General features: G+C 59.3%; 23 protein-coding genes. 13 read left to right on the top strand and 10 right to left on the bottom strand.

Annotated elements, in window-relative coordinates:
• Positions 1–85: 85 nt before the first annotated feature.
• Entirely contained in the window at positions 86–1060 is a 975-nt protein-coding gene (gene ftrA / locus ACA063_RS16795; RefSeq protein WP_497662555.1) for a transcriptional regulator FtrA, read from the bottom strand.
• A 101-nt stretch (positions 1061–1161) separates the two neighbouring features.
• Between ftrA and ACA063_RS16790 the strand changes: the two genes are divergently transcribed.
• Complete coding sequence (locus ACA063_RS16790) at positions 1162–1596, top strand: rhodanese-like domain-containing protein (protein WP_497662554.1); 435 nt, start codon at positions 1162–1164, stop codon at positions 1594–1596.
• A gap of 149 nt (positions 1597–1745) precedes the next feature.
• On the opposite strand, the gene ACA063_RS16785 is transcribed toward ACA063_RS16790, so the two are convergent.
• Complete coding sequence (locus ACA063_RS16785) at positions 1746–2393, bottom strand: type 1 glutamine amidotransferase (RefSeq protein WP_497662553.1); 648 nt, start codon at positions 2391–2393, stop codon at positions 1746–1748.
• 159 nt (positions 2394–2552) lie between these two features.
• On the opposite strand from ACA063_RS16785, the gene ACA063_RS16780 reads away from it, so the two are divergent.
• The 3 genes from ACA063_RS16780 (at position 2553) to ACA063_RS16770 (ending at position 5439) form a co-directional block, all read left to right on the top strand.
• Positions 2553–3332: an ABC transporter substrate-binding protein gene (locus ACA063_RS16780; protein WP_497662552.1), complete on the top strand. Its 780-nt coding sequence runs from the start codon at positions 2553–2555 to the stop codon at positions 3330–3332.
• 158 nt (positions 3333–3490) lie between these two features.
• Entirely contained in the window at positions 3491–4603 is a 1113-nt protein-coding gene (locus ACA063_RS16775) for a M14 family metallopeptidase (RefSeq protein ID WP_497662551.1), read from the top strand.
• 119 nt (positions 4604–4722) lie between these two features.
• The gene (locus ACA063_RS16770) at positions 4723–5439 is read left to right on the top strand and encodes an alpha/beta hydrolase (RefSeq protein WP_497662550.1); all 717 of its coding nucleotides are present in this window, start codon (positions 4723–4725) and stop codon (positions 5437–5439) included.
• A 3-nt stretch (positions 5440–5442) separates the two neighbouring features.
• On the opposite strand, the gene ACA063_RS16765 is transcribed toward ACA063_RS16770, so the two are convergent.
• Together ACA063_RS16765 and ACA063_RS16760 are read right to left on the bottom strand one after the other, a co-directional pair.
• Entirely contained in the window at positions 5443–6015 is a 573-nt protein-coding gene (locus tag ACA063_RS16765; RefSeq protein ID WP_497662549.1) for a DcrB/PsbP domain-containing protein, read from the bottom strand.
• A gap of 156 nt (positions 6016–6171) precedes the next feature.
• Positions 6172–6963, bottom strand: a complete 792-nt coding sequence (locus ACA063_RS16760; protein WP_497662548.1) for a hypothetical protein — start codon at positions 6961–6963, stop codon at positions 6172–6174.
• A 163-nt stretch (positions 6964–7126) separates the two neighbouring features.
• Here ACA063_RS16760 and ACA063_RS16755 point away from each other — a divergent pair, with 163 nt between their 5' ends.
• Together ACA063_RS16755 and ACA063_RS16750 are read left to right on the top strand one after the other, a co-directional pair.
• Positions 7127–7651, top strand: a complete 525-nt coding sequence (locus ACA063_RS16755; protein ID WP_497662547.1) for a chalcone isomerase family protein — start codon at positions 7127–7129, stop codon at positions 7649–7651.
• A gap of 70 nt (positions 7652–7721) precedes the next feature.
• Positions 7722–9041, top strand: coding sequence for an Nramp family divalent metal transporter (locus tag ACA063_RS16750; protein ID WP_497662546.1), 1320 nt, complete (start codon positions 7722–7724; stop codon positions 9039–9041).
• 278 nt (positions 9042–9319) lie between these two features.
• Here the strand turns inward: ACA063_RS16750 and ACA063_RS16745 are convergent, their stop codons facing one another.
• From ACA063_RS16745 to ACA063_RS16735, 3 genes are read right to left on the bottom strand one after another with little or no spacing between them, the layout of a single operon-like run.
• Positions 9320–10501 (bottom strand): acetyl-CoA C-acetyltransferase, encoded by a 1182-nt coding sequence (locus tag ACA063_RS16745; protein ID WP_497662545.1) that lies wholly within the window; start codon positions 10499–10501, stop codon positions 9320–9322.
• An 11-nt stretch (positions 10502–10512) separates the two neighbouring features.
• Complete coding sequence (locus ACA063_RS16740) at positions 10513–11178, bottom strand: CoA transferase subunit B (RefSeq protein ID WP_497662544.1); 666 nt, start codon at positions 11176–11178, stop codon at positions 10513–10515.
• A 36-nt stretch (positions 11179–11214) separates the two neighbouring features.
• Positions 11215–11913: a CoA transferase subunit A gene (locus ACA063_RS16735; protein ID WP_162440333.1), complete on the bottom strand. Its 699-nt coding sequence runs from the start codon at positions 11911–11913 to the stop codon at positions 11215–11217.
• Positions 11914–12183: 270 nt separating this feature from the next.
• Here ACA063_RS16735 and ACA063_RS16730 point away from each other — a divergent pair, with 270 nt between their 5' ends.
• Positions 12184–13086: a LysR family transcriptional regulator gene (locus ACA063_RS16730; protein WP_497662543.1), complete on the top strand. Its 903-nt coding sequence runs from the start codon at positions 12184–12186 to the stop codon at positions 13084–13086.
• A 140-nt stretch (positions 13087–13226) separates the two neighbouring features.
• Here the strand turns inward: ACA063_RS16730 and ACA063_RS16725 are convergent, their stop codons facing one another.
• Together ACA063_RS16725 and ACA063_RS16720 are read right to left on the bottom strand one after the other, a co-directional pair.
• On the bottom strand, positions 13227–14069 hold the full coding sequence (locus ACA063_RS16725) for an NAD-dependent protein deacetylase (RefSeq protein WP_497662542.1): 843 nt from the start codon (positions 14067–14069) through the stop codon (positions 13227–13229).
• Between the two features lie 130 nt (positions 14070–14199).
• Positions 14200–15246 (bottom strand): class I SAM-dependent methyltransferase, encoded by a 1047-nt coding sequence (locus ACA063_RS16720; RefSeq protein WP_497662541.1) that lies wholly within the window; start codon positions 15244–15246, stop codon positions 14200–14202.
• Between the two features lie 1265 nt (positions 15247–16511).
• Here ACA063_RS16720 and ACA063_RS16715 point away from each other — a divergent pair.
• The gene (locus ACA063_RS16715; protein WP_497662540.1) at positions 16512–17351 is read left to right on the top strand and encodes an HvfB family MNIO-type RiPP peptide maturase; all 840 of its coding nucleotides are present in this window, start codon (positions 16512–16514) and stop codon (positions 17349–17351) included.
• Positions 17344–18105, top strand: a complete 762-nt coding sequence (locus ACA063_RS16710; RefSeq protein ID WP_497662539.1) for an HvfC family RiPP maturation protein — start codon at positions 17344–17346, stop codon at positions 18103–18105. The genes ACA063_RS16715 and ACA063_RS16710 overlap by 8 nt, the downstream gene beginning before the upstream one ends.
• Before the next feature lie 150 nt (positions 18106–18255).
• On the opposite strand, the gene ACA063_RS16705 is transcribed toward ACA063_RS16710, so the two are convergent.
• On the bottom strand, positions 18256–19197 hold the full coding sequence (locus ACA063_RS16705) for a class I SAM-dependent methyltransferase (protein WP_497662538.1): 942 nt from the start codon (positions 19195–19197) through the stop codon (positions 18256–18258).
• Positions 19198–19370: 173 nt separating this feature from the next.
• On the opposite strand from ACA063_RS16705, the gene ACA063_RS16700 reads away from it, so the two are divergent.
• From ACA063_RS16700 to ACA063_RS16685, 4 genes are all read left to right on the top strand, one after another.
• Positions 19371–19991 carry a cytochrome b/b6 domain-containing protein gene (locus tag ACA063_RS16700; RefSeq protein ID WP_497662537.1) on the top strand — a complete coding sequence of 207 codons (621 nt, stop codon included), beginning with the start codon at positions 19371–19373 and terminating at the stop codon, positions 19989–19991.
• Positions 19988–20773 (top strand): molybdopterin-dependent oxidoreductase, encoded by a 786-nt coding sequence (locus ACA063_RS16695; RefSeq protein ID WP_497662536.1) that lies wholly within the window; start codon positions 19988–19990, stop codon positions 20771–20773. The genes ACA063_RS16700 and ACA063_RS16695 overlap by 4 nt, the downstream gene beginning before the upstream one ends.
• A gap of 68 nt (positions 20774–20841) precedes the next feature.
• Positions 20842–21123, top strand: coding sequence for a pentapeptide MXKDX repeat protein (locus ACA063_RS16690; RefSeq protein ID WP_497662535.1), 282 nt, complete (start codon positions 20842–20844; stop codon positions 21121–21123).
• Positions 21124–21267: 144 nt separating this feature from the next.
• Positions 21268–21678, top strand: coding sequence for a response regulator (locus ACA063_RS16685; RefSeq protein ID WP_497662534.1), 411 nt, complete (start codon positions 21268–21270; stop codon positions 21676–21678).
• The last annotated feature ends 37 nt before the right edge of the window (positions 21679–21715 follow it).

The following is a 21715-nucleotide window of genomic DNA, read 5'->3' as shown; positions in this document are numbered from 1 at the left end:
AGGGGTAGGTGTTGTACACAAAATCTGTGAACACCTAAATCACTGTAGGAGTGAGCCTGCTCGCGATGAGGCCCTTGAAGCGGGCTCAAACCTCCACCTTGGCCTCATGCCCAAACCGCTCCCGATACACCGACGGCGGCACGCCGACCACATTGCGAAAGGCCACCCGAAAAGTTTCCACCGATCGATAACCACACCCCATGGCGATCTGCTCGGTGTTCTGATTCGTGCTCTCCAGCAATTCCCGTGCGCGCCCCAGGCGCTCATGCTGCAGCCAGGCTTTGGGGGGCAGGCCGGTGGCTTCAGTGAATCGCCGCAGGAACGTCCGTTCGCTCATGGCCGCCTCGCTGGCCATATCGCGAACTTCCAGCGGTTGATGCAAGCGTTCCCGGGACCATTGCATGACACGGGAAAGATCGCTGCGCGGCGTAGGACTGACCGGTGAAGGAATGAATTGCGCCTGCCCGCCGGTGCGTTGCGGCGACATGACCAGGCGACGTGCCACCGAATTGGCGACCTGGGTGCCGAAATCCCGGGCCACCAGGTGCAGGCAGGCGTCGATGCCGGCGGCGCTGCCGGCTGACGTGATCAACTGACCCGAGTCGACATACAGCACCTGCGCATCGACCAGGATGTTGGGAAATCGCTCCGCCAGTTCCGTGGTGTAGCGCCAATGAGTCGTGGCGCGGTAGCCATCGAGCAATCCGGTCGCCGCCAGCACGAAAACCCCTGAGCATATCGACAGCAACCGCGCGCCCCGCGCATGGGCTCGACGCAGGCCGTTGAGTAAGGCTTCAGGCACGGGTGCACTGCGGTCGCGCCAGCCGGGAATGATGATGGTCCGGGCCTCATCGAGCAGTTCCATGCCGCCATCCGCCAGCACCTGAATGCCGCCCATGGCGCGCATCGGGCCTTGATCGACCGCGACAATCCGGTGCGCGTACCAGGGGAATTCGAACTCGGGTCGAGCCAGGCCGAAAATCTCAACGGCGATGCCGAATTCGAAGGTGCAGAGGCCGTCATAGGCCAGAATCGCGACCAATCCAGGGGTTCGTTGCATTTGGCGGAAAGTTCCCGGTGAGTGTCTTGTGCGCCACTTTAGCCTCAAGCATCAGGCCGATAAAGTGGTCTCACACCCAAAAACACTCTGGAGTACAGCCCATGACCAGTCTTGTCCGTGAGATTCCTGCCGCGCCCTCGGCCATTGCCCTGATGCATTTCAGCAGCCGTCTGACCTTCGAAACCGATTGTTCCGACGTCTTCAGCAGCCAACAGGCTGGCGATGTGGATTTTGTCCTGGTGGACGTGCGGGGCCCGATGGCGTTTGACCGGGGTCATGTGCCGGGCGCGATTAACATTCCGGGGCGGCTGCTGACCGCTGACGCGTTGGCGGCCTGGCCGAAATCGACCCTGTTCGTTGTCTATTGCGCCGGCCCTCACTGCAATGGCGCGAACAAGGCGGCGGTGAAACTGGCGGCGCTGGATTATCCGGTCAAGGAGATGATTGGCGGGGTGACCGGTTGGCTGGATGAGGGGTTTGAGTTGAGTGGCGTGGTACAACGTTCGGTCGGCCCAGTGATCGGCTGCGACTGTTGATATAACCGAAAAGATCGCAGCCTCGTTTCACTCGACAGCTCCTACAGGGGTTTGTGTAGGGGTTTGTGTCAGGGCTGGACTCCCTCTCACATCTAACGCCATCCCCCTGTAGGAGCTGCCGAAGGCTGCGATCTTTTGATCTTGCTACATCAAACGCGAGCCTCCCACCACGCATCCAGTGTCACCTGCAACCAATCAAAAACCTTTGCGTACGCCGCGCTGTCCGGCTGCCCTCGTGGCAGCGGTGATTCCTCGGCGAAGAATTCATTGAGCGTCGCCACCGACTCGGCATTCCACTCGGGATGAAACTGCAATCCCACTCGGGTCGGGCCGACGCTGTACATCTGTTGTTCACAACGATCACTGCGAGCAAGGCATTGCGCCTGCGGCGGCAGGTCGATTGCGTCTTCGTGCCACTCCATCACGCTCAATGCCTGGCCATCAGCGAATGTGACAGTAGTCCAGCCCGTTTCCGGGCTGTCCATCCGCCGGATGTTCCCGCCAAGACCCAACGCCAGCAACTGCGCCCCCAGGCAAATGGCGAACACCGGAGCCCCGCGCTCCAGAATGCCAGCCAGCCACTGTCGTTCGGCTTCCAGCCACGCCGGCCCGGCGTTCGACTGATAAGGCCCGCCCAGCAGTACGACTGGCTCAGCGCTCATCGGCGGCAACTCACCCAGATCGGCGCGAAAGACCGTCAGCGGCAATCCACGAGCGTGCGCCCAATGGGCAATCGCACCGGGGCCTTCAGCACGGTGGTGTTGAATCACGTTCAACGTCGTCTTTTTGCTGCTCATGCCTGCCACCTTTTTATAAGTATTTGTCGCCTAAACACAATTTGCTGCTCTGCAGCCGCTCTAGACTGCCGGCCACTTCGGTCGCCGCCTATAGCGCTGACGACCGAAAGCTACCAATCGAACGCTGCCAATAAAAGCCTCCGCATACAGGAGTTATAAATGAAGAAGCTAGTGATGTTCGGTGCTCTGGCACTGTCGATGCTGTCCCTGACCGCTGTGGCTGACGACGCCAAGCCGATCCGTATCGGGATCGAAGCCGGTTACCCGCCATTCTCGATGAAAACCCCTGACGGCAAGCTCACCGGTTTCGACGTGGACATCGGCGATGCCCTTTGTGAGCAGATGAAAGTGAAATGTACCTGGGTCGAACAAGAGTTCGATGGTTTGATCCCGGCACTGAAGGTCAAGAAAATCGACGCCATTCTGTCGTCCATGACCATCACTGATGACCGCAAGAAAAACGTTGATTTCACCATCAAGTACTACCACACGCCCGCTCGATTCGTGATGAAGGAAGGCGCTGACGTCAAGGACCCGCTGACCGAACTCAAAGGCAAGAAAGTCGGCGTGTTGCGTGCCAGTACCCACGACCGCTTCGCCACTGAAGTGCTGCAACCGGCCGGTATCATCCTGGTTCGTTACAGCTCCCAGCAGGAAGCCAACCTTGATATGGTCTCCGGTCGCCTCGACGCCATGCTGGCCGATTCGGTCAACCTCGACGACGGTTTCCTGAAAACCGACGCAGGCAAGGGCTTCGCGTTTGTCGGACCGACCTATGAAGACGCCAAGTACTTCGGTGGCGGCGCCGGTATCGCCGTGCGCAAGGGTGACAAAGAGCTGGCGGACAAATTCAACACCGCCATCACTGAGATCCGTGCCAACGGCAAATACAAGCAAGTGCAGGACAAATACTTCAATTTTGACGTTTACGGCGAGTAAACGAGTCGTTTAAAAAAGTGGCAACCGCCGACAGGGGTTGCCATTTTTTTTCAATAGATATGAGAAACCTGTGGGAGCGGCGTTGCGACGATTCGACGATTCGACGTGCTCGCACCGTCCCACAGGCCATCTCAAATGCCGCCCATATCGGAGCTCCCATGCAACGCATCGATCATCCACTGCCCTGGAGCCACCTGGGGACCGAGCGCACCCTCAGCGTGTTTCGTTATGGCGCGGGCACTCGCAAGGTCTATATCCAGGCCAGCCTGCACGCTGACGAATTACCGGGCATGCGCACCGCCTGGGAACTGAAAAAACGCCTGGCTGAACTCGAAGTCCAAGGGCAGCTGCAGGGTGTGATCGAATTGGTGCCGGTGGCCAATCCGATCGGGCTCGATCAGCACCTTCAAGGCAGTCACATGGGGCGCTTCGAGCTGGGCAGCGGCAAGAACTTCAACCGCTCGTTCGTCGAGCTCAGTGCATCGGTGGCCACGTTGATTGGTGATCGCCTGGGCGACGATGCACTCGCCAACATCACGCTGATTCGCCAGGCCATGGGTCAGGTGCTCGACACCTTGCCGGCGCCGGCCTCGCAATTGGAGGCCATGCACCGATTGCTGCTGCGCCACGCCTGTGACGCCGACATCACGCTGGATCTGCACTGCGACTTCGACGCAGCGATTCATCTCTACGCGTTGCCGCAACACTGGCCACAGTGGAAGTCATTGGCCGCGCGCCTGAAGGCCGGTGTCGCGTTGCTCTGCGAGGACTCTGGTGGCAGCTCGTTCGATGAATCCTGTTCATCGCCGTGGCTGCGTCTGGCGCGGGCCTTTCCCGAGGCCGCCATTCCCCCGGCCAACCTGGCGACGACGCTGGAGCTGGGCAGCATGGGCGATACCCGCGTCGATCAGGCCCAGGCCAATGCCGAAGCGATTCTCGGGTTTCTCGCCGAGCAGGGTTTCATCAAGGGAGACTGGTCGCCGGCGCCGGATGAATGCTGTGAGGGCATGCCATTCGAAGGCACCGAGTACCTGTTTGCGCCGCACCACGGCGTCGTCAGCTTCCTGCGCGAGGCCGGCGAATGGGTGGAGCAGGGGGATGCGCTGTTCGAAGTGGTCGATCCATTGAATGACCGGGTGACCACGGTGCGCGCCGGGACCAGCGGGGTATTGTTTGCCATAAATCGTGGGCGCTATACCCAGCCGGGCACGTGGCAGGCGAAGGTGGCGGGGCGCGAGCCGATTCGGGTGGGGAAACTCATCAACGATTGATGGGGTTTTGAAGGAGGATCTGTGCAGGACCGTGTAGGACAGCTCCTACACAGCTCCTACAAGTGGGCGTCGTTTTTGTTAGGCTCCACCTCGAATCCTGCACATGTGAAGGAAGGTTTATGTTGAAGTTTCTCGCTCTGCTGACGCTCTTCGCGTCGGCCGCTGTCCACGCTCAAACCCCGCTGCATACCGACCTGCCGCTCAACTACCTGGAGCAGACCCGGCCCGATTCCCGTGATAAGCCCCTGGTGATTTTCCTCCACGGTTATGGCAGCAACGAACACGACCTGTTCGGTATCAAGGACGAGTTGCCGGCCACCTACACCTACCTGTCGGTTCGGGCGCCGATCGTGATGGAAGAGGGCAGTTATCAGTGGTTTCGCCAGAAAGGCAAAGGCGCCTACAACGGCGAGACGGATGACCTGAAAACCAGCGGCCAGGTGTTGCTGGATTTCATCGCGCAAGCCGCGAAGAAATACCACACGCAACCGAACAAGGTGTACCTGGTGGGTTTCAGTCAGGGCGCGATCATGTCCTACGAAGTGGCGTTGCGGCATCCCGAGGCCGTCGGCGGGATCGCGGCCTTGAGCGGGCGAATTCTGCCGGTGCTCAAGTCCGAATTGAAACCGGATGAAAAACGCCAGAACCTGGGGATTTTCATTGGTCATGGCACGGCGGACACGCGCCTGCCGTTCAAGGACGGCACCGACGCCAACAGCCTCTTGCAAAGCCTGTCCCTCAAACCTGAGTTTCATGCCTACGAAGGCGTGGGTCATTCCATCAGTGCCGTGGAGATGCAGGATCTCAGCGCCTGGTTACAGCGCCTTAATCCCTGAGTGTTACTTGCCGCTGACCATCTGCTTGATCAACGTTTCATGGGCGGCCATATCGCCGGGACGGGAAATGACCTGAACCACGGCCATGCGGCTGCCTGATGCTGCCATCAGCGTGGTGTTGAGGGTCTGGCCGCCCCCGCGTGTGGCGGTGCTGTCGATCTGGCGCAGCCCTAGCCCGGCCTTTTTCAGCGTCAGGCTTTTTTCGCTCAACTTGTTGTAGTCAGGCAGGGCTTTGCGTTGTGCCGCGTCGAAGTCGGCTGCCGTGCCGTCGAGAAACTCGCCATCGTTGTCCTTGACCTTGACGCCTTCGGGCAAGCTGTTTTCAGCCGTGATAATCACGGTTTTGGTGGTCTCGTTGGAGTACATGGTGCCGCTAGCGCCAGTAGAGCTGGCGGGCAGCGGGTTGGCGATGAAACCCTTGGGCAGGGTGAAGGTGAACTTGCCGGCCAACATGGAGGCTTTCAGGCTGGGGGCCGTGTCTTTAGCCGTGGCCTTGGCCGCTTGCGCATTCAAAGCCCCCAGGCTGGCAACCGCCATCAGCAACAGGACAACGGCTTTCTTACTCAACAGTGACATTCAAAATCTCCAGGGATGGTCGCGCAATGCGGGCGATCATCCCATGGAGGCCGTCAGGCATTCCAGCGCGGGGTAACGGGCGGTCGTGCTGTAGCGTGCCTCGAGTCAATCCGCCTGGTTCTGCTGGAACTGATTGCGACGGCCGGGCTTGTTGCGCTAACCGTTCGATTTTACCGAACGTGTTGACGGCAGACTCGCAGGTTTTGCCAGCAAGCGTTTAGTCACCCCCAACATCATCACCGAGACCGCCACGCTCACAGCAAAAGCGCTCAATCCCATGCGGGGTAGGGTCAATGCCAGTACCAGACAAAAGGCGGCGAACGAGTACATGCCCGTTGCGGTGGCTCGCAGCAACGCGGCAGTAAATGCGGGCCCGCGGGTTTGCTGGGAGAACACTGCCATCACGCTGCCCAGCACCGGGAACACTGCTAGCAGTCCACTCCAGCGCTCGCCCACGGTGCTGGCCAGCAAAGTAACCGCCAGAGTCAGCAAGGCACCGGCGACCATGCGCAGCAGCAATTTGTCGGACTTAGGCGCAGGCCCGGACACGATGGGCTGCACCGCAGGAAACAGGTAAGGCGCAGCCAACAGCGCGGTGGCGGCGGCAATGACCGAGAACACCAGGGACGCGGGGATCAGCGACAGCACCGCAGCCACCAACGCCCACACCAGCAATGAAATCACCAAGGCCCACGGCCAGCCCTTGCGTTGTGCGACTTGGGCGTAGGTGACGCAGAAGGCGATCATCGCAAACATGACGGACAACGCCGCTGTCGCTGACTGGGCGGCAAACACTTCACCCTGTTCGATGGCGAGGAAGAAAAGAATCGGTCCGACCACCACCGGCAATCCCGACAGCCACCCGGCCACGCTCGGGCCCCAGCGTTTACCCGCGAGGGAAATCAGCAGTAGAAATCCCGGTATCACCAGCAATTTAAGCAAGAGCACGCCCGCACCTCCGAACCAAGTGAGCGCCAACGTTAGCATCGCCAGTGGTGGATTGCTCTATTGTTTGCCTGTTTTTGTATACAAAAACATCGGTGTGGAGAATTGTACAAATCGTCTTGTTACGTATAAGTTTTTAACAGGTCCCCCGAAGAATCGAACCCCCATGAACAGCCTGCGATCCACCTTATGCCACTGCGTATGGATGTTGATGTTGCTGGGGGGCCAGGCAATGGCCAGTTGGCAGGAAGCGGTGCCCGGTGCGCGGATCATTGGCGCCGGAGAATTCAGTGTCTTTGGTTTCGATGTTTATAACGCCCGACTCTGGAGCGCGGTGCAGCCGTTATCAGATGACCAGCCCTTCGCGCTGGAGTTGATCTACCAACGCAAGATTTCCCGAGACGATCTTGTGCAAGCCAGCGTCGATGAAATCAAGCGCCTGTCCGGTTCGGCGGTGAGCAGCGAGCAACTCCTCGGCTGGCAGGCGCAGATGCAACAGTCGTTTGTCGATGTGCAGCCCGGAACCCGTATTACCGGGGTGTATGTGCCGGGGCAGGGGGCGCGTTTTTTTGTGGGGCAGCAATTGCAGCATGAAGTGCAAGACCCGCAATTCGCCCGCGCGTTCTTCAATATCTGGCTGGACCCGCGTACCCGCAACCCTCAATTGCGCCAGCAGTTATTGGGTCGATAGAGGCGGGTGTTTTCACCGCGTTGAACGAAACGTTTAAGCTGCCTCCTCAGACCTGTTGACGGATGATTGCGTGAAATTCAGTTTGCCCAAAATCGCCACTGCACCCTTCTGCCCGCCGGAAGTGGCGGGCAGCGTTGCCGTCGATCCCCGCGCCTCGTTCTTCAAGCGTGTGCTGCGTTTCGCCGGTCCCGGCTTGCTGGTTTCAATCGGCTACATGGACCCGGGCAACTGGGCGACGGCGATCGAAGCCGGTTCGCGGTTTGGCTACAGCCTGTTGTTTGTGGTGCTGATGGCGAGTCTGGCGGGGATGGTGGTGCAGTGCCTGTGCTCACGCCTGGGCATTGCCACCGGCCGCGATCTGGCACAGCTGTGCCGTGAGCGTTACAGCACCCGCACGGCACGGACCCAATGGGTGCTGGCGGAAATTTCAATCATCGCCACCGACCTCGCCGAGGTGCTTGGCTGCGCGCTGGCGTTCCATTTGCTGCTGGGCTGTTCGCTGACCGTGGGCATTGCCCTGACGGCCTTTGACACGCTATTGGTGCTGGCCTTGCAGAACCGTGGCTTCCGTCGGCTGGAGGCGATCATGCTGGTGCTGGTGAGCACCATCGGTGTGTGTTTCTTCGTGGAGCTGTTGCTGATCAAGCCTTACTGGCCTGATGTGTTCCAGGGTTTTACGCCGTCATTGTCCGCCATCAGCGACGCCGCACCCTTGTACCTGGCCATCGGGATCCTCGGGGCGACGGTGATGCCGCATAACCTGTATCTGCACACCTCGATCGTACAAACCCGAATGATCGGCAAGGACCTGGCCAGCAAGCAGGATGCGGTGAAGCTGGCGCGTATCGATACCATTGGCTCGCTGGCGCTGGCACTGCTGGTCAATGCCGCCATTTTGATTCTCGCGGCGGCGGCGTTTCACAAGACCGGGCATTCCGATGTGGTGGATATTCAGGACGCTTATCACTTGCTTGATCCACTGGTAGGCGGGGCGCTGGCCAGCGTGTTGTTCGGGGTGGCCTTGCTGGCCTCGGGGCAGAGTTCGACCTTCACCGGCACCATCGCCGGGCAAGTGATCATGGAGGGTTACCTGAACCTGCGAATCCCGTGCTGGCAACGACGGTTGATCACCCGGGGGCTGGCGCTGATCCCGGCATTCATCGGCGTGTGGCTGATGGGGGATGATGCGATCGGCAAGCTATTGGTGTTGAGTCAGGTGGTGTTGAGTCTGCAGCTGCCGTTTGCGCTGTATCCGTTGATCCGCATGACCAATGATCATCGGTTGATGGGCCCCTTCGTCAATCGACTGCCGACGCGGGTGTTGGCGTGGGGGTTGTTCGGGGTGATCAGCGGGGCGAATAGCTGGTTGATCTTTCAGTTTGTGGTGTGAGCCACAAGTTTTGCCGCCTACTGAACTTACTCAAATTGCCTGACGGTATACCTGTAGCAGCTGGCGAAGCCTGCGTTGGGGCGCGAAGCAGCCCTGATTTTCAAGCCGGTATCAGGGTGTCTGAACAGCGACCGCTGCGCAGTCGGACGCAGCCTTCGGCAGCTGCTACAGGGATTTTGTTGTTGCTGCTTTAAAACCCGGTGCGACATCAGTCGCACCGGGAGTGTTACCAGGCTGCAGCGGTTCTTCGTGGGCCCCCGTGCAGCCTGTTGAACGCTTTAAGCCCGTTCGATCGCCAGCGCAACGCCCTGACCACCACCAATGCACAGGGTGGCGAGACCTTTCTTGGCGTCGCGCTTGATCATTTCATGCAGCAAGGTCACCAAAACGCGGCAACCGGATGCACCAATCGGGTGACCCAGTGCGATAGCGCCACCGTTCACGTTGACCTTGTTCAAATCCCATTTCAGCTCTTTCGCAACGGCCAGGGATTGCGCCGCGAATGCTTCGTTGGCTTCGATCAGGTCGAGTTGGTCGATGGACCAGCCGGCCTTGTCCAGGCAACGGCGAGTGGCCGATACCGGGCCGATGCCCATGATCGCCGGGTCAACACCCGCATTGGCGTAAGCGGCGATTTTCGCCAGCACTGGCAAACCCAGGGCCTTGGCTTTTTCGGCGCTCATCAGGATCACGGCGGCGGCACCGTCGTTGAGCGACGACGCGTTGCCAGCGGTCACCGAACCGTCTTTCTTGAAGGCTGGCTTGAGTTTGCCTAGCCCTTGAGCGGTGGTGTCGCCGCGAGGTTGTTCATCGATGGCAAAGGACAACGGATCGCCCTTGCGCTGAGGAATCAGGATGGGCGTGATTTCATCGACGAAACGTCCGCCTTCGATCGCGGCTGAGGCTTTTTGCTGCGAGGCCGCGGCGAAAGCGTCCTGCTGCTCGCGGGTCAGTTCGTACTTGTCGGCCACGTTCTCGGCGGTAATGCCCATGTGGTAATCGTTGAACGCATCCCATAGGCCGTCGGTGATCATGGTGTCGACGATTTGCGCGTGCCCCATGCGCAGACCGGTGCGGGCACCTGGCATGACGTAGTTGGACAGGCTCATGTTTTCCTGGCCGCCGGCGATGATCACATCGGCGTCACCGCAGCGTATCGCCTGGGTCGCCAGGTGCAGGGCCTTGAGGCCCGAGCCGCAGACCTTGTTCAGGGTCATGGCGGGCACGGTGAAGGGCAGGCCGGCCTTGATCGCCGATTGACGCGCAGGGTTCTGCCCGGCGCCGGCGGTCAACACTTGACCCATGATCACTTCATCGACTTCAGCTGCGTCGAGCCCGGTTTGTGCCAGCAACTGACGGATCACCGCAGCGCCCAGGTCAACGGCCGAGACACTGGCCAGGGAACCCTGGAAGCTGCCGATGGCGGTACGGGTGGCGGCAACGATGACGACTTCTTGCATGGAATGAATCCTCACTGAGCAGCGAACTGCATTTCTGGAACGTGATCAGGCACGATCAATTTACCTGCGGTTTTGGCGACGATCTCTTCAACACTGACGCCCGGCGCACGTTCTTTGAGAATGAACGCGCCGTTTTCAATTTCCAGGTAAGCCAGGTCGGTCAGCACGCGCTTGATGCAACCCGCGCCGGTCAGCGGCAGGCTGCACTGGGCCAGCAGCTTGGACTCACCGTCCTTGGACGCGTGGGTCATGATGACGATGATGTTGTCTGCACCGGCGACCAGGTCCATGGCGCCGCCCATGCCCTTGACCAGTTTGCCGGGAATCATCCACGAGGCGATGTTGCCTTGCACGTCGACTTCAAAGGCGCCCAGTACGGTCAAGTCCACATGACCACCGCGGATCATCGCGAAGGATTCGGCCGAGGAAAAAATCGACGCGCCGGTACGGGCGGTCACGGTTTGCTTGCCGGCGTTGATCATGTCGGCGTCGATGGTTTCTTCAGTCGGAAAAGGCCCCATGCCCAGCAAGCCGTTCTCCGATTGCAGCATGACTTCCATGCCTTCGGGAATGTAGTTGGCGACCAGGGTCGGAATGCCGATGCCCAGGTTCACGTAGAAGCCGTCCTGCATTTCGCGGGCGACGCGTTGAGCCATTTGTTCGCGGGAAAGTGCCATTGTTGTTATTCCTTCATTCGGTCCGGGGGCAGGGGATCACTTACGCACGGTGCGCTGTTCGATGCGCTTTTCGAACGTGCCGCAAATGACCCGGTCGACGTAGATGCCAGGGGTGTGGATCTGCGCCGGGTCCAGCTCGCCGGGTTCGACGATTTCTTCGACTTCGACCACGGTGATCTTGCCGGCGGTGGCGGCCAGCGGGTTGAAGTTCTGGGCGGTGTGGCGGTAGATCACGTTACCGAAATGGTCGGCTTTCCAGCCTTTGACGATGGCGAAGTCACCGGTGATGGACTCTTCCATCAGGTACTTGCGACCCTTGAATTCGCGCACTTCCTTGCCGTCGGCGACCGGGGTGCCGACGCCGGTGGCGGTGAAGAAAGCCGGGATGCCGGCGCCGCCCGCGCGCATTTTTTCGGCGAGGGTGCCTTGGGGGGTCAGAACGACTTCGATTTCGCCTTTCAACAGCTGTTCTTCGAACAGTTTGTTTTCGCCAACGTAGGAGGCCACTACTTTGCTGATCTGCCGATCAGTCAACAGCACGCCGAGACCGAAACCGTCGACGCCGCAGTTGTTGGAAACCACGGTGAGATCGCGAGTGCCCTTGCGCTTGATCTCGTTGATCAGGTTTTCCGGAATCCCGCACAGGCCGAAGCCACCGGCGATCACGGTCATGCCGTCTTCAAGTCCTGCCAGAGCTTCCTCGTAGGAACTCACGCGCTTGTCGAAACCTGCCATATGCACCTCTTTTATTCTTTATGGGCGGCTGGCTAGCCGTAGTGGGTTCAGTGTCTCGTCGTTGAATTGATTTGTTAAGTTGTTTTTTGATGTGAATTAATAGATAAAACTCACTAATACTTGGAGGCGGCCGCATGCTGCGATCTTTGATCTTCGCCGTGAACGAGAACGGTGAAGATCAAGATCAAGATCAAGATCAAAAGATCGCAGCCTTCGGCAGCTCCTACAGTGATCGCTGTGTTACATCGCTATTCCCTGGAGATAGCCTGCATGACCGTCAAACAGATCCGCGCTTTCCTGGCTGTGGCCCAGAGCCTGAGTTTCGCTGTGGCCTGCGAGCGGTTGCACCTGTCGCAATCGGCGCTGAGCCTGACCATCAAAGCGCTGGAGGAGGGCCTGGGCGGACGTTTGTTCACCCGTAATACCCGCAACGTTGCCCTGACGGCGGAAGGTGAATCCCTGGTGCCTCTGGCGCGCCGCCTGATCGCTGACTGGGACAACGCTGAGGATGAGCTGCGCCAGCGCTTCACCTTGCAGCGCGGCCGGGTGACGCTGGCGGCGATACCCTCGTTTGCCGGCAATCTGCTGCCACCGATCCTCAAGGCTTTCCGCGCTCGTTACCCGAAGGTCAACGTGACGGTGAACGATGTGATCAATGAGCAGGTGCTTGAAATGGTGCGTGACCGGCAGGTGGAACTGGGGGTGGCGTTTGAGCCCACCATGAGTACGTCGCTGGCCTTCACACCGCTTTATATGGACCGGTTCGTTGCGGTGGTTTCACAAGATTCACCGCTGGCGGAGCTGAGTGATATCGATTGGCAGACGCTGCTCAAGGAACCGTTTATCACCCTGCAACGGCCGTCGGCGGTGCGGGTGATGCTGGAAGAACACCTGCAAGCCCGGGGAATGAAGTTGCCGGTGGAGTTTGAAAGTCACCAGCTGGCGACGGTGGGGCGGATGGTCGCCAGCGGATTGGGTGTGAGCGCGGTGCCGGCGTTGTGTGCCGGGCAGATGCGTGAGCTGGGTGCACAGTGCCTGACTTTGCACGACCCGGTGGTGGAGCGGTCCGTCGGGGTGTTGACCAAGCCCGGGGTTGAGCTGTCGGCGGCGGCGCAGGCGTTGTTTGATGTGCTAAAGCAAGCCAACCTGGGCGCGCAATTGCCATTGCACTGATCACCATCCCTTGTAGGAGCTGTGTAGGAGCTGTCGAGTGAAACGAGGCTGCGATCTTTTGCCTTGGGCTTTAATAAGCAAGATCAAAAGATCGCAGCCTCGTTTCACTCGACAGCTCCTACACAGCTCCTACACAGCTCCTACAAGGTCAGGCGTTTGGCCAGTAGTGGCAGCAGCTGTTCGCACGACGCCTCGATCTTCAGATCCAGAATCTCATCCGCCCGGGTCTTCCCGAGGTTGATTGCCATCAGCGGCTTGCCTTGATCCACCACGGCCCGGCACAACCGGAACGCCGAATAGGCCATCAACGACGACCCGACCACCAGCAATCCTGCAGCTTTTTCAACCGCCGCCATGGCTTTGGCCGCCGTTACCTGCGCGACGTTTTCGCCAAAAAACACCACGTCTGGCTTCATTCGCTCACCCGCGCAAAGCGGGCAATGGGGCACTTGAAAGCGCGCTTCAAAGGCCGGGTCGAGCAGGGTATCGCCATCGGGTGCTTGCACGGCATCGACGCCGGCCAGGTAAGGGTTCTGCGCCACCATCAATTGCTGAATCGAGTCGCGCTCGCTGCGCTGCCCGCAATCGAGGCACAGCACCCGATGCAAGCTGCCGTGGAGTTCGATGACGTCGTGACTGCCGGCCTGGTCGTGCAGGGTGTCGACATTCTGGGTGATCAACGCGCTGATCCGCCGGGTACTTTGCAAACTCGCCAAGGCTTCGTGAGCGACGTTGGGCTGTGCCAGTCGCACTCGCGGCCAGCCCAGCATGGCCCGTGCCCAGTAGCGACGACGAGATTCGGGGGCGGACAGAAACTCCTGATACATCATGGGCTGACGACCACGCCTGACGCCCTGATTGTCACGGTAATCGGGGATGCCCGATGGCGTGCTGATGCCAGCGCCCGTCAGCACTACAAACGGTTGTTCGGTCATCAACTGCTCGAGTCGATCGAGTTGTTCACGGATACGGCCATCGAGCATGTTCAACACTCCGCAAGATCATGAATGGTTCATTGTAGGAGCTGCCGCAGGCTGCGATCTTTTGATCTTTGTTTTTCAAGATTCAAGATCAAAAGATCGCAGCCTGCGGCAGCTCCTACAAGGGCCGTGTTTACTTGCGTGCTTCAAGTATCAGGTTGAACGGCGTTTCGGTTGCCCGACGGAAAGTCGAGAAACCGGCCTCGGTAAACACTTTGCGCAACCGCGCCTCGCCCGCCTGCGCACCGAGCCCGAGGCCGACTTCCTGTGACAGTGAGTTGGGGGTGCAGATGAAGGTTGACGCGGCGTAGAACAAGCGTCCGACTGGCGTGACGTTGTCGTCGAGCGCATCGTTGGCGAAGGGTTCCACCAGCAGGACCGAACCGTCCGGCTTGAGCGACTCAAAGGCATGCCGCGCCGCGCCCACCGGGTCGCCCATGTCGTGCAGGCAGTCGAAGTAGCAGACGAGGTCGTAGTCGTTGCCCGGGTAGCTTTTCGCTGTTCCCTGGAAGAACCGCGCCTGTCCGGCCACGCCGCCTTCTTCGGCGCGCTGGGTCGCCACGGTGACGGAGGGTGCGTGGTAATCGAACCCGACGAACCGTGAGTTTGGAAACGCCTGGGCCATGATCACTGTCGACGCCCCATGCCCGCAGCCGATGTCGGCGACTTTGGCGCCGGCTTCAAGTTTTGCCACCACGCCGTCCAGAGCCGGTAGCCACTCGGCGATCAGGTGCGCTTTGTAACCGGGCCGGAAGAACCGTTCTGTACCGCTGAACATGCACGGATGGTGATCGCCCCACGCCAGCGCACCATTGCCGCGCATCGCGTTGACCAGTTTGTCCTTGTCATGGAAAAACGAGGCGACCACGCCGACGCCACCGGCCACGTAGACCGGCGAGTCTTCAATGGCCAGCGCCAGTGCCTGCTCCTCGGGGAGACGGAACTGGCCGTCGCGGTGCTCCATGTAACCCGACGCGGCGTGGGCGCTGAGCCATTCGCGCAGCAGGCGGGTGTTGCAGCCCGTTTTGTCGGCGAGTATTTCCGGGGTGATGGGTTGGCTGTCGGCCATGGCCCGGTACAGGCCGAGTTCTTCGCCGAGAATGACATTGGCGAGCATGGCTGCGCCGCCCATGTCGTTGATCAGTTTGCCCATGAATTCGTTGAGTCTGGCCTCGTCCATCACGTGTGCTCCTTTGGCAGGATCACGGTCCAGAGGTGGTTTTTTTCGGGGTTTGCACGTCTGGGCGGTGGTCGTGGGAATGAACAGGACGCACGATGTGTCCTGCGTGGGTTAAGTTTAGTTCGCTGGCCTTGGGGTGTTGGGTGGGGCGACGAAAGTGCTGGGTTGGTGTGGGGGTTGATGACGAGACGGCCTGACAGCCGACCTGTCTTTTGCGGATGTACTCCGAACCCTGTGGGAGCTGGCTTGCCAGCGATGGCGGCCTGACAGCCGACCCATTTTTTGCAGGTGTACATATCCATTGCTGCGGTAACGGCCACTTAGGGTTTCGCCTGACGGCGACTCACTTTTTTTTCAAACGCCAAAAAAAAGTAAGCAAAAAAAGGCTCGCCCCAAGCGTACGGCACCTCGCTAAAGCTCGGTGTTCCCTCGCTCCGGTGTCCATCTGGGGGCATCGCCTACGGTCTGCTTCGCGACGACCTCCTCTCGATGTGTGCGGCTTCGCCGCACGGCGCTTCGCGCCTGACCCCCAGATGAACACCTCCACTCGGCCTCCCGACGGGGCGGGTGGATCAAAAGCCAGATCAAGATCAAAAGCTTGCAGGCGAGCTAACGCTCGGCCTTGAGTGGTTAAGGGCAACGGCGCTGTGTGTTGGATTTGTTTGGATGCTCTGTAGGAGCACAGCTTGGTCTGGGCGGCATTCCGACGATAGCGCCCGATTGACCAACCTGATTCATGCGGATGCACCCGATCAAACTGTGGGAGTGAGCCTGCTCACGATAGCGCCCGATTGACCAACCTGATTCATGGGGGTGCACCCGATCAAACTGCAGGAGCAAAGCTTGTTCGCGATAGCGCCCGATTGACCAACCTGATTCATGCGGATGCACCCGATCAAACTGTGGGAGTGAGCCTGCTCGCGATAGCGCCCGATTGACCAACCTGATTCATGCGGATGCACCCGATCAAACTGTGGGAGCGAGCCTGCTCGCGATGACGACAGTACAGACAACCAACCAGTTTCATCTATACCTGATCTCGCAGACGCACCAGTCCAGGTTTTTCATCCGCCCGCTATCAACCCACCCAAACCTCACAGACATACCCGATCTAACAGCAAACCTGACCTTCTCGCATGTACTGAAATGTATCCGCCCCCCTTCCCGATACAGTTCCCCGCAACACCGGACCCCAGCCGAACACAGACCCGATACATCCCGATGATTGACTGGACATCCGTTCTGACTACCTCGAGATCGACATCATGCAGACCCCCATTGCCTCAGCAACAGCGACCGTCGGGCTTGGCTTGCGTCGTGGATTGATTAAGGACCTTCAAGCCGCCCGTGTGGGTGATTTCGATTTTCTGGAGGTCGCCCCGGAGAACTGGATCGGTATCGGCGGCGCCCATGGTGCGGCGTTGCGGGGCCTGGCTGAGCGGTATCCGTTGTCCTGCCACGGCTTGTCCCTGTCACTGGGCGGTCCGGCGCCGTTGGACGTTGGGTTTCTGCAGGAGGTACGAGGTTTTCTAGATCATTACAACGTGCCGCTGTACAGCGAGCACCTGAGTTACTGCGGCGATGACGGTCATCTTTATGACCTGTTGCCGCTGCCGTTTACCGAAGAAGCAGTGCACCACGTCGCCGCGCGGATTCGTCAGGCGCAGGACATTCTGGGGCGGCGTCTGGCGGTGGAAAACGTCTCGTATTACGCCGCACCCCGACAGGACATGGATGAGGTGACCTTCACCAATGCGGTGCTGCGCGAAGCCGATTGTGACCTGTTGCTGGACGTCAACAATGTGTACGTCAACTCGATCAATCACGGTTTCGATCCACTGGCATTTCTGGCCGGCATCGATTCGGGGCGGGTGGTGGCGATGCATGTAGCCGGGCATTTTGATGAGTCGGATACGCTGAAAATCGACACCCATGGCGCCTCGGTCAAACCGGTGGTGTGGTCGTTGCTGGCTGAGGCGTACGCCCGTTTCGGTGCGCAACCGACCTTGCTCGAACGGGACTTCAACTTTCCGGCATTCGATGAATTGGTCGCCGAACTGCAGACCATTCGCCGCTTGCAAAGCAAGGAGTTGAACCGTGGATAAATCAGGCCTGTTCGAGCAGCAGAACACCTTGGGTCGTTACCTGCGCGATCCCGATCACTGCACGCCGCCGACAGAAATGGATGTCGCGCGGGCAGAGGTTTACCGGGATTTGATTTTCGCGAATCTGTCGTCGTTGCTGAGCGGAACGTTTCCGGTGCTGATCAGGATTCTCGGCAACGAACGCTGGCGCACACTGGTCCGTCTGTTTCTGCGCGACCATCGTGCGCGTACGCCCAAATTCGGCGAGATTGCCCAAGAGTTTGTTGGTTTCCTGGCGGATGAACCGCAAGCGTTGAGTGAGGGGAGCTGGCCAGCGTTCATGGTCGAACTGGCGCATTATGAATGGGTGGAGATGGCACTTCAGCAGTCCGATGCCGAACCCTTGCCCGACAGTAATGCCGTCGAGTTGCTGGATTGGCCGTTACGTGTTTCGCCATTGGCCTGGCCGTTGGCATATGCCTGGCCGGTGCAGCAAGTGGGGCCCGATTACCAGCCTGAAGCGCCACCGGCGCAGCCAACGTTGCTGCTGGTGCGTCGTTCGGCTGATTGGCGGGTGAGTTTTTCCGAACTCAGTCCGTTGGCATGGCGGTTGTTGCAACGCATCGATGAGTTCCCACAGCTTGATGGGCGAACGCAGCTGGACGGATTGGCGCTGGAAGCCGGCGCGGTCGGATCGGCGCAGTTCAGGGCGAGCGGGTTGGCCTTGCTGCAGCAGATGCACAGTGAAAGTGTGATTGGCGTGGTCGCTCGGTGAGTACACGGCGGGTGTCTGCACTTAGTTGCGCGATGATCCCCCCGGGCAGCCCGGTGGGCGCTCAAAATCAAAAGATCGCAGGCTGCGCCAGCTCCTACATTGGAATGATGTCACCTGTAGGAGCTGGCGAAGCCTGCGATCTTTTGACCTTCAGCAGCCGAGCTTGAACACCAACGCCTTCAACCCGCACTCGATATCCGCATCCGGAAACTCCGGCGGGTTTTCCAACCGTTGTTCAAAATGCAGGCTCGGCGCTTCACGCATCACACCGTCGATGAGAAAGTCCGGACCGAATGCCGGGTCGTTCATGCAAGCCAGCACCGATCCCTGTGGGCTGAGCAGTTCCGGCAACCGGCGCAATACGCGCTGATAGTCCTTGGTCAGCAGAAAACTGCCTTTCTGGAAGGAAGGCGGGTCGATGATCACCAGGTCGTACGGGCCTTTGCCGATGACCTTGCCCCACGATTTGAACAGGTCGTGACCGAGGAACGTCACCTTGCTCAGGTCATGCCCGTTGAGCCGGTGATTATCGCGACCACGGCTCAGGGCCGCACTGGACATGTCCAGATTGACGACGTGCTCGGCGCCGCCTTCGATGGCTGCGACCGAGAAGCCGCAGGTGTAGGCGAAGAGGTTCAGCACCCGCTTGCCCCGTGCATGGGCCTGCACCCAATCGCGACCGTAGCGCATGTCGAGGAACAGCCCGTTGTTCTGTTTGCGGCCCAGGTCCACGCGGTAGTGCAGGCCGCCTTCGGTGATGGTCATTTCCTCGATGGCATCTCCCCGCAACCATTCGGTGGTGCTTTGCAGCAGGTAGCGATGTTGCAGGAGCAAGGTGTGCGCGCCCGAAGCAGTCCATTCAGGCAGGTGAGTGAGCGCCAACAGCCTTTGCTTCAAGTCTTCCAGTTGTGCCGGTTCAGGCTCCTTGAACAGCGACACCAGCACCACGCCCTGCAACCAGTCGACGGTCAGTTGCTCCAGCCCCGGCCAGCATCGACCACGGCCATGGAACAGCCGGCGTGTTTCTGCAGGTGCCGAGGCCAGGCCAATCAACAGATGGTCGTGGAGGAGGGTGAGCGCGTTTGGATTCATCGGGTGAGGTCGGCCATTTGAGGGGGCGGCATTTTAACCACAATTGCAGCGCAAGGCGCTCTGCCGGGCGTCGAGAGTTATCACGTTTAATTTAACTTTACGTGAGGATTTGGGGATCTGCCGGCCCACATACTCGGCTCCAACGAATAACAACAACCGTTGGGAGAGCCGCCATGACTAAGCCACCTGCTTCACCCAAGGTCAGCAGCCATCCCCGTTGGCTGCGACTGACCCACTGGCTCAATGCCCTGGCGGTGCTGGTGATGGTTACCAGCGGTTGGCGCATCTACAACGCCTCGCCCCTCTACGATTTCAGTTTTCCCGCCTCGATCACGCTCGGTGGATGGCTGGGCGGTGCGCTGCAATGGCATTTCGCGGCGATGTGGTTCCTGGCCATCAATGGCCTCGTCTACCTGATCATCAATATTGCGAGCGGTCGTCTGTTCCGGCGCTTCTTTCCGCTGTCGCCCAAAGGTCTGGTTCATGACCTGTGGGCCGCGTTGAGAGGGCGTTTGGGGCACGCGGACCTCAGTCATTACAACCAGGTGCAGCGGCTGGCTTATCTGTTCGTCATGGTCGACATCACGCTGCTGGTGATCTCCGGGTTGGTGATGTGGAAATCCGTGCAGTTCCCCTTGTTGCGCGAACTCATGGGCGGCTATGACGCCGCGCGCCATGTGCACTTCATCGCGATGTCGCTGTTGATGGCTTTTGTCGCGGTGCATCTGGTGATGGTCGCGCTGGTCCCCAAAACATTGTTGGCCATGATTGTCGGTCGCAAGGAGCCCGTATGAAAAAGCATCTGCAAGGATCGGGACTGGACGAATCGTCCATCCTCACCGACGCCCGGAAAATCATCGCCCCGCAGATTGAAGATCGCTCCCGTCGTTCGTTTTTGATGCGCGGCCTGACGCTCGGCGGTGTGGCGATGTTGTCCGGCTGCAACCTGACGGACAACGAAAGCGTAGAGACCGCGCTATCCTCCATGTCCCGTTTCAACGACCGTGTTCAAGGCTGGTTATTCAATCCCAACGCACTGGCGCCGACTTACCCGGAATCAATGATCACCCGGCCGTTTCCGTTCAATGCCTTTTATGGCATCGACGAGGCACCGACGGTCGAGGAAGAGAGTTATCGGCTGGAGGTGACGGGGCTGGTCGCCGAAAAACGCAGCTGGCGACTTGAGGAACTGCGCGCCATGGCGCAAACCGACCAAATCACCCGGCATATCTGTGTCGAAGGCTGGAGCGCGATCGGGCGTTGGGGCGGGGTGCGGTTCAGCGATTTCCTCAAACGCATCGGCGCCGACACCGACGCGAAGTACGTCGGTTTCAAATGCGCCGACGACTACTTCACCAGCATCGACATGGCCACTGCACTGCATTCGCAAACCTTGTTGGCGCTGACCTATGACGGCGCCGTGCTGCCTCGCGAGTACGGCTTCCCCATGAAGCTGCGCATGCCCACCAAGCTGGGCTACAAGAACCCCAAACACATTCAGGCGATTTTCGTCAGCAACACCTACAGCGGTGGCTACTGGGAAGACCAGGGTTACAACTGGTTCGGTGGAAGCTGAAGTCGCCTGGGCATTTCACCGCGCGGCGACCGCTGCGTTAATCGCAACTGTGCTCCAGGAGTTTCATCATGAAAAAGCTAACCACCGTTGTACTGTCCATGTGCTTCGCCGTAGGGGCTGCCAGCGTTTTTGCTGCCGATACGATGAGTAACGACAGCATGAGCAAGGACTCGATGTCCAAAGATTCGATGTCCAGGGACGCGATGAAAAAAGATTCGATGAAAAAAGACGGCATGTCCAAGGACTCCATGAGCAAGGACACGATGAAGAAGGACGGCATGTCCAAGGACGCCATGAAGAAGGATGCAATGTCCAAAGACGCCATGAAAAAGGACGACATGGCCCAGTGATTCAAGTACCCGCCAGCTACAGGGCGCCTGATTTCTTCGTCTGGTTGTATCAAAAATGAATTTCCGCCGAGTCCGCTGCTCATACTTGTAAGCAGCGGATTTGAGCCCGCGAAATCATTAAGGCAATCAGGGAGTGGCAGAGTTATGAGTCCAGTAACGAAGGCGGGTGATTCCCTTCCTGGCGGGTTGATTCTGGTGGTCGAGGATGATCCGTTAATCCTGGAGTTTCTCTGCGAAATTCTTCAGGAAGAAGGTTTTTCAGTTGAACCGCAGATCAGTGCAGACGCTGCGTCAATCTATCTGGAGGAAAACTCCAACAGGGTCAGCCTGCTACTGACGGACATCACCATGCCCGGCAAACTCAATGGTGCCGATCTGGCCAACCAGTTCGGCGACCGATACCCGGACAAGCCCATCATGATCATGTCGGGCTTCGAAACGCCGGAGACTTCCGGGGTGCGGCACGAGGTGTCTTTCATCAAGAAACCCTGGGCGCTCGGGCAGTTGCTCGATTGTGTAGAAGGCGCGTTGAAGTCACACCGTCCACAACGTTGATCCTGTACATTTGCTGAAAATCCCGCTTGGCACCTGC

The organism is Pseudomonas sp. LBUM1643, assembly GCF_059716215.1.
The sequence above is the reverse complement of the archived record's forward strand: the minus strand, read 5'-3'. Positions and strand labels throughout refer to the sequence as shown.